This window comes from Fictibacillus marinisediminis (assembly GCF_023149135.1).
GTDB lineage: Bacteria > Bacillota > Bacilli > Bacillales > Fictibacillaceae > Fictibacillus_C > Fictibacillus_C marinisediminis.
On the sequence record NZ_JAIWJX010000002.1, the window covers coordinates 1,980,263 to 1,997,694 of the forward strand.

The window sequence follows — 17,432 nt, forward strand, 5'->3', positions numbered from 1 at the left end:
AGAGGTGAATAACAACGTGTCCATTAAGACGGATCATCGTCTGCTGTATTTAAAAGTTATTGAGAAACTGAAAGCCGACATTGAGAACGGCACTTACGAAGAAGGCGAGAAACTCCCGTCAGAATTTGAGCTTTCTAAACAGCTGGGCATCAGCAGAGCTACATTAAGGGAAGCGCTCCGCATTCTTGAAGACGAAAATGTTCTGATCAGAAAACATGGAGTGGGAACCTTCGTCAGAACCAGAGCACTCTTTTCCTCTGGTATTGAAGAACTCTTCAGTGTGACGGACATGATTGAGCGAGCAGGCAAAAAGGCTTCCACCGTCTTCGTCTCCTCCGTCGTCATTCCTGCAGCTGATGACTTGAAGAATAAGTTTAATCTTGCAGAAGACGATGAAATCAATGTTGTTGAAAGGGTAAGAACGGCTGATTGTGAACCTGTCGTTTATTGCATCGACCATATACCCGCAGTTTATATGCCATCTGAATCACAGCATAAGTATCTCTCCATGCTTGAAATGCTTGAAAAAGAAGCCGGCAAGCGTGTAATGTATGCGGTAACAAACATTGAACCCCTCGGCTTCCATGAGCGGATTTCGGAGATCCTGGAATGTCCTGAGGAAGCGGCTCTTCTCGTTTTAAAACAGATGCACTATGATCAGAATGATGAGCCTGTTCTTTATTCATGTAATTACTTCAGAGCTGATAAATTTAACTTTACAGTCGTAAGAAAGCGCTTATAGCTGTCTATCATTTTTAGGGGGTGATGTGCAACACCGTTGTTCAATGTGTTACAAGTGTTATCCGCATAAAAAAATAGGGGGAAAAAGAATTGAAAAAGAGAACTGGAGTTTTATTAAGTCTAGCTTTAGCAGCCGGCACATTGCTTTCTGCCTGTGGTAAGGATGAAGGCGAAAAGTCAACTGGCGGCGGCAAAAAAGATGCATTTAAAGTGGCGATGGTAACAGACACTGGCGGTGTTGACGATAAGTCCTTCAACCAATCCGCTTGGGAAGGGCTTCAAAAGTTCGGTAAAGATAACGATCTTAAAAAAGGTACAGATTTCAAATATCTTCAATCATCCTCTGCAAGTGATTACGCTCCCAACCTGAATTCATTAGTTAGGGAAAAATTTGATCTTGTTTACGGAATCGGATTCTTGATGGCACAGGATATCCAAAAAGTCGCGAAGCAGCAGCCGAACGGACACCTTGCACTTGTTGATATGGTTGTTCCTGAAAAGAACGTTGCGAGCATCACTTTTAAAGAGAACGAAGGTTCATTCCTTGTCGGCTTAATTGCTGGGATGCAGACAAAAACGAACAAAGTCGGTTTTGTCGGCGGCGTGGACAGTGAATTAATCAAAAAGTTTGAAAACGGATTTAAAGCCGGAGTAAAAACGGCAAATCCAAAAGCCGAAATCTTTGTTCAATACGCTGGTGACTTTAACAAAGCTGAAAAAGGCCAAGCGATCGCCAACACGTTCTACGGAAAAGGCGCAGACATTATCTACCATGCAGCTGGCGGAACAGGTAAAGGTGTATTTACCGAAGCGAAGAACCGAGCTAAGAATGGTGAAAAAGTTTGGGTTATCGGTGTTGACCGCGATCAGCACGAAGAAGGTATGCCTGAGGATGTGACATTGACTTCAATGGTCAAGCGTGTAGACAAAGCTGTTGAACAAGTTTCAAAGGATACGATGGATGGAAAATTCCCTGGCGGAAAAGTAGTTGAATTCGGTCTTAATGAAGACGGTGTAGGAATTGCTCCTCACAAGGACAATGTAACGAAGGAAGCATTGGCAAAAGTTGATGAGTACAAAAAGAAAATCCAGGACGGAAGCCTTGTGGTTCCTAAAACGGATAAAGAGTTCAAAAAGTTTGAAGCAGATATGAAAAAATAAATGGTAAAAAGTAAAGGCTGGTATTCGTTTACTGGCCTTTATTTACGCAGTGAAAGGTTAGACTTCTGACTCCCTCTGCAGGATGAAGAAATAAGATTGTTAGGTTTATAGTTTGTCATAAGGGGTGAACACAATGGAGTATGTCATTGAAATGAGGAACATCCGCAAGGAATTCCCTGGCATCGTTGCCAATGACAATGTCACATTGCAAGTAAGGAAAGGCGAGATTCATGCTCTTCTCGGTGAGAATGGTGCGGGAAAATCAACGCTCATGAATATTCTCTTCGGATTGTATCAGCCGGAAGAGGGAGAAATCCACGTTAAAGGCCAGAAGATTTCGATCTCTGATCCGAACGTTGCTAATCGTCTTGGAATCGGAATGGTGCATCAGCATTTTATGCTGGTTGAAAACTTCACGGTAACAGAAAATATTATTCTTGGCAAAGAGATTACAACAGCGGGCAGAGTGGATTTGAAAAAAGCAGCGAAAGAAGTAAAAGCCTTATCTGACCGTTATGGCTTGCGTGTAGATCCGAATGCGAAAATCGAGGATATTTCCGTTGGAATGCAGCAGCGTGTGGAAATTTTGAAAACGCTCTATCGCGGAGCTGAAATTTTAATATTTGATGAGCCGACAGCTGTATTAACTCCTCAGGAGATTCATGAACTCATGGAAATCATGAAAAAGCTTGTGGCAGAAGGAAAATCAATTATACTGATCACCCATAAACTGAAGGAGATCATGGAAGCTTGTGACCGCTGTACAGTTATACGCCGCGGCCGGGGAATCGGCACGGTCGACGTTGCGGAAACCAACCCTGATAAACTGGCGGCGATGATGGTCGGGCGCGAGGTGAATTTCAAGGTTGACAAAGAAGATGCTGTGCCAAAAGGGCCGGTATTGCAAATCAATGACCTGGTCGTTGAAGATTCAAGAAAAGTGCCGGTCGTTGACGGGCTGACCCTTGAAATCAAGGCAGGAGAAATCCTGGGCATCGCCGGAGTGGACGGAAACGGACAGACTGAACTTCTCGAAGCGATCACCGGTTTAAGAAAAGCAACCAGCGGCACCATCCAGCTTAACGGCAAGGACATTACGAATCATAAGCCGAGAAAGGTAACGGAATCCGGAGTGGGGCATATCCCTCAGGACCGACACAAACATGGCCTGGTCCTTGATTTTTCGATCGGTACCAATATGGTGCTTCAAACGTATTACCAACAGCCGTTTTCCAAAAATAAAATTCTTAAATTTCCCGCAATTTTTGAAAAGGCCAATAATCTTATTAAAGAATTTGATGTGCGAACACCGAGTGAACATACGCTGGCACGTGCATTATCAGGAGGCAACCAGCAGAAAGCGATCATTGCAAGGGAAGTGGACAGAAGTCCCGATTTCCTTATTGCAGCACAGCCTACACGCGGTCTTGATGTTGGTGCAATTGAGTTTATTCATTCCAAACTGATTCAGGAACGAGATAAAGGAAAGGCAGTCCTTCTTCTATCGTTTGAACTGGATGAAGTAATGAATGTAAGTGACCGCATCGCGGTTATATATGAAGGTAAAATTGTTGCTGTCGTAGATCCAAAACAAACGACTGAACAGGAACTAGGACTGCTCATGGCGGGCGGCAAGAAACAAAAAGCAGGTGATTTGCAATGAATGTAATTAAAGGCCGTTTATTCCATATGCTTGTCCCGGCCATATCCGTGCTATTGGGACTTTTGATCGGCGGCATCATCATGCTGGTCTCAGACTATGATCCCATCAAAGCCTATTCTGCTTTAATCGAGGGCATTTTCGGAAACGGATACAATATGGGTGAAACGATCCGTGCGGCTTCACCGCTCATTCTTTCGGGATTAGCCGTGGCTTTTGCGTTTCGTACGGGACTCTTTAACATTGGGGTGGAAGGGCAGCTGCTTGTCGGCTGGCTAGCATCGGTCTATGTCGGGATCAACTTTGATCTCCCTAAGATCATCCACCTGCCACTAGCGGTTATCGCAGGCGCCCTAGCCGGAGCAATCTGGGGAGTGCTGCCAGGTATCCTGAAAGCGCGTTTTAAAGTTCATGAAGTTATTACTACCATCATGATGAACTATATCGCGCTATATGTAACAAATGCCATTATTCGTGCCTATATGCTGGCACCCGGTGAGAGGACGAAGGATATTAAAGAATCAGCATCCCTGGCTTCTCCTTGGCTTCAGCAGCTGACTGATTTTTCTCGTCTTCATTACGGAATTGTTGTAGCTATTATTGGTGCACTTATTATGTGGTTTGTATTATGGAAAACAACAACCGGCTATGAATTAAGAGCAGTCGGCTTCAACCAGCATGCTTCACAGTATGCGGGAATCAGCGTATCGAAAAATATTATCCTAGCCATGGCTATCTCAGGTGCCTTTGCGGGTGCTGCGGGAACGATGGAAGGCCTTGGAACCTATCAATATATGACGATCAATAACGCGTTTACAGGGGTAGGATTCGATGGAATCGCCGTTTCCTTGCTCGGAGCCAATGGATCGGTAGGGATCATTGTCGCCGCCCTTTTGTTTGGAGGACTGAAAATCGGTGCTCTTACTATGCAGTCTACCGCAGGAGTTCCCACTGAACTTATTGGAATCGTCATCGCATTGATCATTTTCTTTGTGGCGTCCAGTTACCTTATCCGCTGGCTGACCAACCGATTTACTAAAGGGGGTAAACTTTAATGGACTTCTTCGATATCCTTGCCCTTATTGTGCCTGCTGCGATCGTTTCAGCAGCTCCCCTTATCCTTACTGCTTTGGGCGGAGTTTTCAGTGAACGTTCTGGTGTTGTTAATATTGGACTTGAAGGACTTATGATGTTCGGCGCATTTTTAGGTGCGATCTTTACCCACTATGGTGAACAATGGGGGTTGGGCGCTGCTTCTCCATGGATGAGTTTTGCAGTAGCTATCGTTGGGGGTGCACTCTTTGCTGTTCCACATGCAGTGGCAAGCATTTCGCTGAAGGCCGATCAAGTCGTCAGCGGTGTTGCTCTTAACTTCCTTGCAGCGGGACTGTCCATCTTTTTGACGAAGAAACTTTTTGATGCAGGCCAGACGCCTGATATTCAGGAACGGATCGGCAAAGGAGATATTCCGGTGCTGTCCAAGATTCCGGTCATCGGAGACCTGTTCTTCTCCAATGCATACTCTACTTCTTTTGTAGCGATTTTCCTGGCTTTTGTCGTTTGGTATATCATTTACAAAACGCCGTTCGGCCTTCGTCTTCGTTCTGTAGGTGAACATCCGATGGCTGCTGATACGATGGGGATCAATGTTAATAAAACCCGTTATATTTCTGTTATCATCGGGGGTGCGTTCGCTGGCCTGGGCGGAGCCATCTATGTGGCTTCCATCGCTGGAAACTTCACACAGTCAACGATCTCAGGACAAGGCTTCATGGCTCTTGCTGCGATGATTTTTGGGAAATGGCATCCGCTTGGAGCGATGGGAGCGGCCTTGTTCTTCGGGCTTGCTCAAAGTTTAAGCATCACAGGGGAACAGATCCCTCTTCTCAAGGATATTCCTGATGTTTATCTGCTGATCGCGCCTTATGTGCTTACGATTCTTGCCCTAGCAGGATTTGTTGGCCGTGCAGACGCGCCAAAGGCATCCGGACAGCCTTACGAAAAAGGAAAAAGATAATTTTGAGGGGACTGTCCAGAAAGTCAGAGTAGCTGACCTTCTGGCAGTCTCTTTTTTCATGCAAGTTTTTTTAAAAGGTTGTTGCTTTGGGGACCTGTATGTCTAGAAACTTCATCAACCTTCCAAGAGCAACAATCAATACAAAAACAGTTTTATTTTTTAGGCTTATTGGACAGCCTCTTTTTTGTTTGAAGCAGGAAAAGTCATGATTACTATGGAATGTGGGTACACTAGAAAGTATGATTTACAATTATTTCGAAAAGGGAGGAAGCGAAATGACACTCGTAGACCATCATGTGGCTGACTTGCCCGGTATTACCTTACATACAGTCGAAACCACTAAATATAAGACCACTTCCTTAATTCTTCAGCTGAAAAGTCCGATCGTGGAGGAGGAAGTTACTAGACGTGCCCTGCTTCCCTATGTTTTGCAGAGCGGGACAGAGAGATTTCCTAGCAGTAAAGAGCTCCGAGAAGCGCTGGACAGCCTTTATGGAGCAACCTTGGGGGCGGATCTCTCTAAAAAAGGAGAATATCAGGTTATCACCCTGAGAATCGATGTAGCGAATGAAAAATTTCTATCGGATAATACACCTTTGCTCGACAAGGCGTTTGAACTGCTCTCCGATGTACTGCTCAAGCCGGCAAAACAGGGGAATGCATTTTTATCCGATATCGTCCAGAAAGAAAAACGGACGTTAAAGCAGCAGATTGAATCCATATACGATGATAAGATGAGGTATGCCAACAAGCGCCTGATCGAGGAGATGTTCGAAGACGAGCCTTATCGTTTCAATGTATACGGAAGCGAAAAGGAAGTCGATTCCATCACTCCTGAGATTTTATATGATTATTATAAGAAAGTCATCCAGGAAGACGAGGTCCATTTGTATGTCGTGGGAGATGTTTCCAAAGAAATTCTCAAGGATTTTACGGCAAAGCATTTTGTGTTTCCAAATGCTAAAGCAGAGCCGAAACGAGTAGCTTCCTCAGGAAAGCGAAGAGTGGATGAAGTGAAAGAGATATTTGAAGAGCAGGAAGTGCAGCAAGGAAAGCTCCACATGGGATACCGCACCTACATTACGTACTCCGATCCGGAATATCTTCCTCTTCAAGTATTCAACGGCGTCTTCGGCGGTTTTTCGCATTCCAAACTATTCATGAACGTCCGTGAGAAAGAGAGTCTGGCCTATTATGCTGCTTCTCGTTTTGAGAGTCATAAAGGGATTATTTTTGTTATGTCAGGGATTGAAACCAATAATTATGAAAAAACAGTAAAAATCATTAATGAACAGTTAAAAGAAATTCAAAACGGCAACATTTCTGACGGTGAACTGGAGCAGACGAAAGCGATGATCCGAAACCAAATCCTTGAGACGGTGGATGATTCTACAGGTTTGGTGGAGGTGCTTTATCACGAAGTAGTCTCCCGGCATAAACGGAGTATTGAGGAATGGCTCGAAGGCATCGAGAATGTTACGAAAGAACAAGTGATCGGTGTTTCAAAAAAGATTGAACTAGATACGATCTATTTCTTAAGAGGGAGGGGAGATGAATAATATGGAACAAATTCATTTTAAGCAGCTCAAAGAGACCCTAAACTGCAAGACCCTTGAAAACGGACTGAAAGTATTCATTTTAGAAAAAAAGGATTTCAATAAAACCTATGCAACGTTTACGACTAATTATGGATCCGTGGATAATCATTTTGTTCCGTTTGGAGAGAACGAACCAGTCAAGGTGCCGGATGGAATCGCCCATTTCCTGGAGCATAAGCTTTTTGAAAAAGAGCACGGTGACGTTTTTCAGGATTTCAGCAAACAGGGAGCATCGGCCAATGCTTTTACTACCTTCAAACGGACCGCTTATTTGTTTTCAACGACCGGTGATGTTGAAAAGAACCTGACGACATTGATCGATTTCGTTCAGGCACCCTATTTTACCGAAAAGACGGTAGAGAAAGAAAAGGGAATCATTGGACAGGAAATCAGAATGTACGATGACAACCCGGACTGGCGAGTGTATTTCGGTTTGATCGCCAACATGTATCAAAACCATCCAGTGTCCATCGACATTGCGGGAACGGTTGAATCGATTGCCAAAATTACAAAAGATGATCTGTATGAATGCTATGAGACCTTCTACCATCCGAGCAACATGCTCCTCTTTATTGTAGGGCCAGTTGATGCAGAAAAGATCATGGATCTCGTCGAGAAGAACCAGGCCGGAAAGGACTATAAAGACAAGCCGCCGATCGAGCGCTTTTTTGATGAGGAACCAGCTCAGCCCGCCAAAAGAAAAGAAGTGTTGAACATGCCGGTCCAAACACCGAAGTGCTATATGGGATATAAAGAGAAACGTCCCGAAAGGCAAGGGAAAGAACTGCTTCTCCGGGAACTCTCCGTAAATTTGCTGCTGGAGATGATGTTTGGAAAGAGCACCAAGAATTACGAGAAGCTTTATAATGATGGGCTGATCGATCCTTCTTTTTCTTTTGATTATACAGAAGAGCAAGGCTACGGTTTCTCCATGATCGGAGGCGATACATCTGATCCTGATGCTTTCGCTGATACCATTTCGCGTATGGTAGAGGATTTCAAGAAAACGGATATCAACCCAGAAGATCTGGAGAGAGCAAGAAAAAAGAAAATTGGTTCTTTTTTAAGAGCGCTGAACTCGCCCGAGTTTATCGCGAATCAATTCACCAGGTATGAATTTAACGGCATGAATCTTTTTGACGTGATCCCGACGTTTGAAGATTTAACGGCTGCACACCTTGAAAAGGCGCTGAGTGACCATTTTCAGGATAGCCAGCTGACCATTTGCCAGGTTAAGAAAAAACAGTCATAATGAAGGAAAAAACATCCCTGCTCATAAGCAGGGATGTTTTTAAGCAGGTGAAAATGATATGTCAGGCTGGGTTTTAGTGACAGGGGCAAGCGGCGGGATCGGTTCGAGCATCTGCCGGGCGCTTGCAAAAAATGGCTTCAATCTTATTCTCCATTACCATCGGAGCAGCCGGCAAGCAAGAGATCTCCAGCAAGAGGTCATTGCATTCGGTGTTGAAACCCTATTGGTGCAGGCAGATTTATCAGATCCTGCCGGAACTGATAAATTGCTGTCATCACTCTTTATGCCGATCGATACCGTTATACATAACAGTGCTGGTGCTTATTACGGACTGCTGACAGATATGGACAGCGAGACGGTGCAGAAAATGGTACAGCTGAATTTGACAAGTCCGATCTTGATCTCGAAACATCTACTGCCAGCTATGATGAAGAGAGGAAAAGGAAACATCATCGTCATCTCATCTGTGTGGGGATCAGTAGGTGCTTCGTGTGAAGTCGTTTATTCAGCCGTAAAAGGCGGCCTGAATACATTCGTCAAAGCATTAGCCAAAGAGGCGGCCCCAAACCGCATCAGGGTGAACGGCATCGCTCCCGGCGCGGTCGAGACACGGATGATGGAGGATTTTACTGAGGAAGAATTGAACTCGCTGAAAGAACAGATTCCAGAAGGCCGGCTAGGCCGGACGGAAGAAATGGCGGAAATCGTTATGTTCCTTTTGTCAGACCGCTCATCTTATATCAATGGGCATATTATTTCTGCAACAGGCGGCTGGCATAATTAATTGCAGAAACACCGGGAAATGTCCTGCACGATGCATAATTTCAGTTCCTTCTTGAAATATTATAGTATGTACCATATTTTAAGGAGGAAAATAAATGTCTGTATTAGATAACTTTGGACAGTGGAAGAATTTTCTCTCTGACCGTCTTGAGCATGCTCAAGGACAGGGAATGGACCAGTCAACCGTATCCAACCTTGCAACTGAAATCGGTGGCTACCTTGCTTCTCATGTAGACCCTAAGAACTCTGAAGAAAAAGTACTTGCTGATCTTTGGAGTGTTGCAAGCGATGATGAAAAGCACGCCATTGCCAACATGATGGTGAAATTAGTTCAGCACGACAACGGACAGTAAATAAAAGGATGTTAAGAATTTTTCTTAACATCCTTTTATTTTTCTTTCATAATAAATTGAAATCAGATATTATTAATTAATGAAGTGGGAAATTACTGATAACTAAAGGAAATAGGAAAGGGAGATGAAGAGTGGGCGAACAGGAATGGTATCTTGAATATGAAATTAATAAAAATCGTCCTGGTCTCCTGGGTGACATTTCATCTCTTCTCGGGATGCTGGGAATCAATATTGTGACCATCAATGGCGTTGACAACGAAAGAAGAGGGCTGCTTCTCATTGTTGACAAACAAGAGAAAGTAGACCGCCTTCGTTCCATTTTACAATCGATGGATAATATTACAGTCACGAAATTCCGTAAACCCAAATTACGAGATATTCTCGCCGTCCGGCATGGACGTTACATACAACGGGACGCAGACGATAAAAAAACATTCAGATTTGTAAGAGACGAACTTGGGCTCCTCGTTGACTTTTTAGCCGAACTGTATAAAGTCGAGGGCCATAAACTGATCGGCATCCGGGGAATGCCAAGGGTCGGAAAGACTGAATCGATCGTAGCATCGAGTGTTTGCGCGAGCAAAAAATGGGTATTTATATCTTCTACGCTGCTCAAGCAAACCATTCGGACACAGCTTGCGGATGATGAATACAGCACAGATAATGTTTATATTATTGACGGCATCGTGTCATCGAGGCGTTCAAATGAAAGGCACTGGCAGCTGATCAGGGAAATCATGCGTCTTCCATCAGCGAAGGTCATCGAGCATCCAGATGTATTCGTTCAGCAGACCGAATACAGCATTGACGATTTTGATTATATTATCGAGCTTAGAAACGATTCGAATGAAGAAATTACATATGAAGTAATAGAGACAGATGTAGGATTTTCCGCATTTGAATAACTTCAATTAGTGGAAGGTGGTAAATTTGACTGAATTAGGAAATTACTTAAGAGAAAAAAGGGAAGAAAAAGGTCTTTCTCTTGAACAGCTTCAAACTGAAACAAAAATACAAAAACGCTATCTGCAGGCGATTGAAGAAGGACGATACGAGATTCTACCAGGTTCTTTCTATGCCAGAGCGTTTATAAAAAATTACAGCGAAACAGTAGGGCTCAATTTTGAAGAAGTCTTTACCCAATTTGAAAATGAAATTCCAAAAGCCGAAAAAGAACCGACAGAATTTGTTCCCCGATCAGAACGGAGTAAGCAGGCCATGGGTTCAAAGGACTCTGTATTATCAAGCTGGCTGCCTAAAGTACTGATTTTTGCTGTCGTTCTGGCACTTCTGATCGGTGTTTGGGCCTACCTTGCCAACAGAGGGAATGACGGCGCTGATTCAAAGGACTCAAATAAACCTGCCAGTGTTCAGCCTGATAAGAGCAAGAAGGCTGAGAATACAAACAAGGCCAAAGATAAAAAACCGGAGAAGCCCGCGAATAGTGATTCACCAAAGAAACCGGCAGAACCGAAGAAAAAAGAATTTACTCTGAACAAGCAGGCTACACAGGGAATTACCACTACATATGAGCTAAGCCAGGCGGATGACTTTAAAATCGCCTTTAAGATGGACGGGCCGGTATATCTCGAAGTGAAAACAGGCAGCAAGACATTGGCTAGCAAGATGTTTAAAAAAGGTGATACAGCCAGCTATGACTTATCAGGTGAGAAAGATGTTGAACTTAATATTGGTGCCGCCAATTTTGCAAAAATGACGATCAATGAAAAACCGTTCTCATATCCGATTCCGCCTGTTAAGAGGGGAATTCACCAAAGGATCGTCATTAAAAACACGGCTTCCGGCAAACAATAACTTACGTAGAGCGCCGTGTAATGATTGTCAAAATTGGAGGAAATAAAAATGAATTTGCCTAATAAAATTACAATTTCAAGGATCTTACTTATTCCTGTATTCATGATCGTTCTTCTTGCCCCCTTTGATTGGGGAAAGGTAACATGGCTGGATGTTGATATTCCAGTCACCCATTTGGCTGCCGCCCTGATTTTCATCATTGCATCCTGTACAGACTGGGTAGACGGATATTATGCGAGAAAGCTCAACCTTGTTACAAACTTTGGGAAGTTTTTAGACCCTCTTGCGGATAAACTGCTGGTTACCGCTGCGTTTGTTGCCCTTGTTGAAGTAGGCTATGCACCGGCATGGATGGTCATCATTATCCTGAGCAGGGAGTTCGCGGTGACTGGCATACGCCTTGTAGCAGCAGCTGAAGGTGCAGTAATCGCAGCAAGCCAGATGGGCAAGCTGAAAACATGGATCCAGATCATTGCCATTTCTGCATTGCTGCTGCACAACATACCATTTGAATGGATCGGTATCCCATTCGCTCAGATCAGCCTGTGGGCAGCTACACTCATCACTCTCTATTCAGGATGGGAATATTTTATTCAAAACAAAGAAGTTATGCTAAAATCAAAATAACAGCAGGAACAGGAGAGAAAATCTCCTGTTTTTTTTATCAGAAAAATCTTCGTTTAAAAACGTACAATACGGGGGAATACGCAAATGAATGCAGAAATCATTGCCGTTGGAAGCGAGCTCTTGTTGGGACAGATTGCAAACACAAATGCTAAATTTATCTCTGCTGAATTGGCAGACTTAGGGATCAATGTTTTCTATCATTCTGTCGTGGGCGATAATCCGAAACGGCTGGAATCTGTCATAAAAACAGCACAGAACCGTTCAAATCTTCTCATCTTTACCGGAGGTCTCGGGCCGACGAAAGATGATCTCACTAAAGAAACCATCGCCACTGTTCTGGGAAAGAACCTGGTCTATGACCAAGAAGCGATGGATCATATTGAAATGTACTACAAAAGAACAGGCAGGGTCATGTCTGAGAACAATAGAAAGCAGGCACTTGTTCTTGAAGGTTCTGAGATTTTGCCGAACAAACACGGCATGGCTCCGGGAATGGCGCTGCATGAAGACGGACTGTCCTATATTCTTCTCCCGGGTCCTCCCAAAGAAATGCAGCCGATGTTCAGCAACTTTGCGATTCCTTATCTTTCAGGCAGACTGCCCGGAAAAGAGCCGATCGTCTCCCGGGTTCTTCGTTTCTTCGGGATTGGGGAATCACTGCTTGAAGCGACACTTCAGGACATTATCGATCAGCAGAGTAATCCGACTGTGGCGCCTCTCGCTGGAAACCATGAAGTTACACTCAGGCTCTCAGCAAAATTTCTGGACAGCAAGATTGCCCAAGAGCAGCTGGACGTGCTGGAAGGAAAAATCCGTGAGCGGGTAGGAGAGTTTCTATACGGATACGGAAATGATTCCTTGCAAAAAGCAGCAGCAGAACAGCTGAAAGATAAAAAGCTGACCGTTTCTTCTGCCGAGAGTCTGACAGGCGGATGGTTTGGAAAGCAGATAACCGACACGCCGGGCAGCTCGGAAATATTCAAAGGCTCAGTTGTTTGTTATACGAATGAGATAAAAGAGCAACTGCTTGGTGTTTCTCATGAGCTGCTTGTGTCCGAGGGAGCGGTCAGCGAGAACTGCGCGAAACAGATGGCGGAAAAGATAAGAAACCTGACCGGATCGGATATCGGCATCAGTTTTACCGGGGTTGCAGGACCGGGACCAAGTGAAAACAAAGAAGCCGGCACGGTCTTTATCGGCCTGGCGGATGAATCAGGCACCAAAGTGTACCCGCTGGCATTATCCGGTTCGAGGACCGCTGTCAGAGAGAGGTCTGTGATGTACGGATTGTTTTACTTATTATCAAAGGTCAAAAAAGGACAATAAAAAAATCGAATAAATGTTCGCAAAAAGATTGGCAAACGGTGAAAAAAGAAGTAAAATAAAGCTATAGGAAATGACATCACAATGTACTTACATGTGCAATGATATAAATTTGAGGAGTGATTACATGAGCGACCGCAAAGCGGCATTGGAAATGGCCTTGCGCCAGATTGAAAAACAATTCGGAAAAGGATCCATCATGAAACTTGGCGAGCAGGCTGAACAGAGAGTTTCCACCATCTCCAGCGGATCTCTTGCGCTTGATATCGCACTTGGCGTAGGCGGTTATCCAAGAGGACGGATCATCGAAGTATACGGACCTGAATCATCCGGTAAGACAACAGTTGCTCTGCATGCGATTGCAGAAGTGCAGAGAAACGGCGGACAAGCTGCGTTCATTGATGCAGAACATGCGCTTGATCCTGTCTATGCACAAAAGCTCGGCGTAAACATTGATGAGCTTCTTTTATCTCAGCCGGATACTGGCGAACAGGCTCTTGAGATCGCGGAAGCCCTTGTCCGAAGCGGAGCAGTGGATATTCTGATCATTGACTCGGTTGCGGCTTTGGTTCCTAAAGCAGAGATCGAAGGAGAAATGGGAGATTCCCACGTAGGCCTTCAGGCAAGACTGATGTCTCAGGCATTAAGAAAACTTTCCGGAGCGATCAGCAAATCAAAAACCATCGCGGTCTTCATTAACCAGATCCGTGAAAAAGTCGGCGTGATGTTCGGGAACCCGGAAACTACACCTGGGGGCCGTGCATTAAAGTTCTATTCTTCCGTCCGTTTGGAAGTACGCCGTGCTGAAACATTGAAACAGGGCACGGATATGGTAGGGAACAAAACAAGAATTAAAGTGGTTAAAAATAAAGTGGCTCCTCCATTCAAGACGGCGGAAGTAGACATCATGTATGGTGAAGGGATTTCAAGAGAAGGTGAAATCCTTGATATCGGTTCCGATATTGACGTCGTTCAAAAAAGCGGTGCCTGGTATTCCTTTGAAGGAGACCGCCTCGGTCAGGGAAGAGAGAATTCCAAACAATTCCTGAAAGAGAACAAGGAAGTAGCAGAAGAGATCATTACACAGATCAGAGGCTACTATCGCCTCGGTGAAGAAGCCAACACTCCAGAACCTGCGACACAGGAAGAATCTGAGGAGTTTGAATTAACCGAATAGCGTTTTAGACCGTACATACCTGCTATGTACGGTTTTTTTAAAAGGATAGGAAAGTATTAGTTTAACAGAGATTTGTGAGATAAATAGACTGCGTAATATCTGCAAATAAACTGCAGTTCACGCTTGGCGTCCGCAGCCGGACAGGGTCACAGCCCTGTCTGTTCATGGCCGGTATAATTTCCTTTGATTGGATATAAATAAAACTTGCCAATTTTGAAAGGAAGATTTATCATAGATAATTTGACATCTCTTGACATAACGTGCTGTCCTTTATAAAATGGAGGTATACTTTGATTTCATTTGAAATTAAAAGATATAACCTGAAATGAGAATGGCATGACTTGTGCACAACACTTTGTTACACGAATGATGCTTATGACCCAGTAAAAAAAGTAGATAGCAAGAGGAGGTGGAAACATGGAAAACATTATTGTCTTCATCTCCAGTTTGCTTGTCTCAGCAGGTGTCGGTGCAGTTGTCGGATATCTTGTTAGGAAAAAAATTGCCGAAGCAAAAATTTCAAGCGCGGAAAATGCTGCTGCTCAGATCGTTGAAGAAGCAAAGCGAGATGGTGAAGCGAGCAAGAAGGAAGCCCTGCTTGAAGCCAAGGATGAAATCCATAAGCTAAGAACAGAAGCAGAGCGCGACATTCGTGAACGCAGAAATGAGCTTCAGAGACAAGAACAACGATTGGTACAAAAAGAAGAGATTCTTGACCGGAAAAGTGAGACTCTTGATAAAAAAGAGGAATCATTGGAGAAGCGTGAGGAGTCTCTCACCAAAAAACAACGACAAATTGAAGAGATTGAAAGCAAAGTGGAGGAGCTGCTCAGAGAGCAGCAAAGAGAACTGGAACGTATATCCGGCTTTACGCGTGAAGAAGCCAAGCTGATCATCATGGGCGAGGTAGAAAACGAAGTTTCTCATGAAATGGCTATGATGGTGAAGGATATGGAAAATCGCGCTAAAGAAGAAGCGGATAAAAAAGCAAAAGAGATTCTTTCTCTTGCGATCCAGCGATGCGCGGCTGACCACGTTGCTGAAACGACAGTTTCTGTCGTGAACTTGCCAAATGATGAGATGAAGGGCCGAATTATCGGGCGCGAAGGACGAAATATCCGTACGCTGGAAACGCTAACAGGCATTGATTTGATCATTGATGATACGCCTGAAGCCGTCATTCTTTCTGGTTTTGACCCGATCCGCAGGGAAATTGCCCGTATGGCGCTTGACAAGCTCGTTCAAGATGGCAGAATTCATCCTGCCAGAATCGAAGAGATGGTTGAAAAATCTCGCCGTGAAGTGGACGAGTATATCAGGGAAGTAGGTGAGCAGACTACTTTTGAAGTAGGAGTTCATGGACTTCATCCTGATTTGATTAAGATCTTAGGGCGTTTGAAGTACCGTACAAGCTACGGCCAAAATGTATTGAAACATTCAATGGAAGTAGCGTACCTCGCCGGTTTGATGGCAGCAGAAATTGGAGAAGATGTTCATTTGGCCCGCCGTGCAGGTTTGCTTCATGACATTGGGAAAGCGATTGATCATGAAGTAGAAGGCAGCCACGTCGATATCGGTGTGGAATTGGCAACCAAGTATAAGGAACATCCAGTAGTTATCAATTCAATTGCTTCCCATCACGGAGATACAGAACCAACTTCAATTATCGCTACTCTTGTTGCCGCCGCTGATGCATTGTCAGCAGCAAGACCTGGAGCTAGACGTGAAACGTTGGAAACATATATCAGACGTCTGGAAAAACTCGAAGAGATTTCCGAGTCGTTTGACGGCGTGGAAAAATCATTTGCGATCCAGGCCGGAAGAGAAATCAGAATCATGGTTAAACCAGATTTAGTCGATGATTTGGCTTCTTACCGTTTAGCACGGGATATTACGAAAAAAATTGAAAATGAACTGGATTATCCAGGACATATTAAAGTAACAGTCATTCGGGAAACAAGAGCTGTTGAGTACGCAAAATAAAGTGGTGTATACCACTTTATTTTGTTTTTATACAGAATGCAGTAAAAGGAGTTCTTCATGAAGATTTTATTTGTTGGGGACGTCGTCGGTTCTCCAGGTAGAAAAATGATCGACACGTATTTGCCTAAATTAAAACGAAAATATCAGCCGCTTATTACGATTGTGAACGGTGAAAACGCTGCACATGGCAGGGGGATTACCGGAAGAATCGTAAAGGGGATTTTTGAAGCGGGGGCACAGGCCATCACGCTCGGGAATCACGCGTGGGACAATAGAGAAATTTTTGAGATCATCGACACTACTCCCCAATTGGTTAGGCCAGCCAATTTTCCTGTTGGGACACCAGGCAACGGATCAGCTCTCATAAAGATGAACCAGCTTGAAATTGGCATCATTAATTTACAAGGACGGACATTTCTCCCTCCTCTCGACTGCCCTTTTGAAAAGGCTGAACAACTGGTTGAAGAATTACGGAAGCGGACGCCGATTATCTTTGTCGATTTTCATGCAGAAGCAACAAGTGAAAAGCAAGCGATGGGCTGGTTCCTCGACGGCAAAGTAACTGCGGTCGTTGGCACGCATACCCATGTCCAGACCGCAGATCAGCGTATCCTTCCTCAAGGAACCGCTTACTTGACAGATGTAGGGATGACCGGCCCGTATGACGGGATATTAGGGATGGACCGGGAAGCTGTTTTGAAAAAGTTTCTTACCAGTTTACCGGTAAGGTTTGAAGTTTCTTCCGGAAGGGAACAGTTAAGTGGCGTCTTAATAGAGTGTGATCCTGCAACTGGAAAAGCGAAAACGATCAAGACCATTTTGATTAACGACGACCACCCGTTTTTTGAATAAAAATACTTTTGGTATAACATTTTATCGCTTGCCAGCATATTGTTGTAAACTTTTCCATACTGCAGGAATACGGGCTCTTACCAATGAATA

16 protein-coding genes are annotated in these 17,432 nt (G+C 44.2%); all 16 read left to right on the forward strand.

Going from position 1 to position 17,432, the window contains the following annotated elements:
• The first annotated feature begins 16 nt into the window (after positions 1-16).
• The 16 genes from LCY76_RS10690 (at position 17) to LCY76_RS10765 (ending at position 17,342) form a co-directional block, all read left to right on the forward strand.
• Positions 17-742: a GntR family transcriptional regulator gene (locus LCY76_RS10690; RefSeq protein WP_248252622.1), complete on the forward strand. Its 726-nt coding sequence runs from the start codon at positions 17-19 to the stop codon at positions 740-742.
• A gap of 89 nt (positions 743-831) precedes the next feature.
• The gene (locus tag LCY76_RS10695) at positions 832-1,902 is read left to right on the forward strand and encodes a BMP family lipoprotein (protein ID WP_248252623.1); all 1,071 of its coding nucleotides are present in this window, start codon (positions 832-834) and stop codon (positions 1,900-1,902) included.
• A gap of 133 nt (positions 1,903-2,035) precedes the next feature.
• Positions 2,036-3,565, forward strand: a complete 1,530-nt coding sequence (locus tag LCY76_RS10700) for an ABC transporter ATP-binding protein (RefSeq protein WP_248252624.1) — start codon at positions 2,036-2,038, stop codon at positions 3,563-3,565.
• Positions 3,562-4,617, forward strand: a complete 1,056-nt coding sequence (locus LCY76_RS10705; RefSeq protein ID WP_248252625.1) for an ABC transporter permease — start codon at positions 3,562-3,564, stop codon at positions 4,615-4,617. Before LCY76_RS10700 ends, LCY76_RS10705 begins: the two co-directional genes overlap by 4 nt.
• The gene (locus LCY76_RS10710) at positions 4,617-5,579 is read left to right on the forward strand and encodes an ABC transporter permease (RefSeq protein WP_053354435.1); all 963 of its coding nucleotides are present in this window, start codon (positions 4,617-4,619) and stop codon (positions 5,577-5,579) included. Before LCY76_RS10705 ends, LCY76_RS10710 begins: the two co-directional genes overlap by 1 nt.
• A 275-nt stretch (positions 5,580-5,854) precedes the next feature.
• Positions 5,855-7,138 carry an EF-P 5-aminopentanol modification-associated protein YfmF gene (yfmF, locus tag LCY76_RS10715; protein ID WP_248252626.1) on the forward strand — a complete coding sequence of 428 codons (1,284 nt, stop codon included), beginning with the start codon at positions 5,855-5,857 and terminating at the stop codon, positions 7,136-7,138.
• Between the two features lies 1 nt (position 7,139).
• Positions 7,140-8,429 carry an EF-P 5-aminopentanol modification-associated protein YfmH gene (yfmH, locus tag LCY76_RS10720; RefSeq protein WP_248252627.1) on the forward strand — a complete coding sequence of 430 codons (1,290 nt, stop codon included), beginning with the start codon at positions 7,140-7,142 and terminating at the stop codon, positions 8,427-8,429.
• A gap of 58 nt (positions 8,430-8,487) precedes the next feature.
• The gene (ymfI, locus tag LCY76_RS10725) at positions 8,488-9,213 is read left to right on the forward strand and encodes an elongation factor P 5-aminopentanone reductase (protein ID WP_248252628.1); all 726 of its coding nucleotides are present in this window, start codon (positions 8,488-8,490) and stop codon (positions 9,211-9,213) included.
• Between the two features lie 94 nt (positions 9,214-9,307).
• Positions 9,308-9,565 (forward strand): DUF3243 domain-containing protein, encoded by a 258-nt coding sequence (locus LCY76_RS10730; protein WP_248252629.1) that lies wholly within the window; start codon positions 9,308-9,310, stop codon positions 9,563-9,565.
• A 131-nt stretch (positions 9,566-9,696) separates the two neighbouring features.
• Positions 9,697-10,470, forward strand: coding sequence for a DUF3388 domain-containing protein (locus LCY76_RS10735; protein ID WP_248252630.1), 774 nt, complete (start codon positions 9,697-9,699; stop codon positions 10,468-10,470).
• Positions 10,471-10,495: 25 nt separating this feature from the next.
• Positions 10,496-11,380, forward strand: a complete 885-nt coding sequence (locus LCY76_RS10740; RefSeq protein WP_248252631.1) for a helix-turn-helix domain-containing protein — start codon at positions 10,496-10,498, stop codon at positions 11,378-11,380.
• 48 nt (positions 11,381-11,428) lie between these two features.
• A complete protein-coding gene (pgsA, locus tag LCY76_RS10745; RefSeq protein WP_053354429.1) occupies positions 11,429-12,007 on the forward strand; it encodes a CDP-diacylglycerol--glycerol-3-phosphate 3-phosphatidyltransferase in 579 nt (192 codons plus the stop codon).
• A gap of 84 nt (positions 12,008-12,091) precedes the next feature.
• Complete coding sequence (locus LCY76_RS10750; protein ID WP_248252632.1) at positions 12,092-13,333, forward strand: competence/damage-inducible protein A; 1,242 nt, start codon at positions 12,092-12,094, stop codon at positions 13,331-13,333.
• A 124-nt stretch (positions 13,334-13,457) separates the two neighbouring features.
• Positions 13,458-14,507, forward strand: a complete 1,050-nt coding sequence (recA, locus tag LCY76_RS10755) for a recombinase RecA (protein WP_248252633.1) — start codon at positions 13,458-13,460, stop codon at positions 14,505-14,507.
• 417 nt (positions 14,508-14,924) lie between these two features.
• The gene (gene rny, locus LCY76_RS10760) at positions 14,925-16,490 is read left to right on the forward strand and encodes a ribonuclease Y (protein WP_053354426.1); all 1,566 of its coding nucleotides are present in this window, start codon (positions 14,925-14,927) and stop codon (positions 16,488-16,490) included.
• 57 nt (positions 16,491-16,547) lie between these two features.
• Entirely contained in the window at positions 16,548-17,342 is a 795-nt protein-coding gene (locus LCY76_RS10765) for a TIGR00282 family metallophosphoesterase (protein WP_248252634.1), read from the forward strand.
• Positions 17,343-17,432 lie beyond the last annotated feature (90 nt).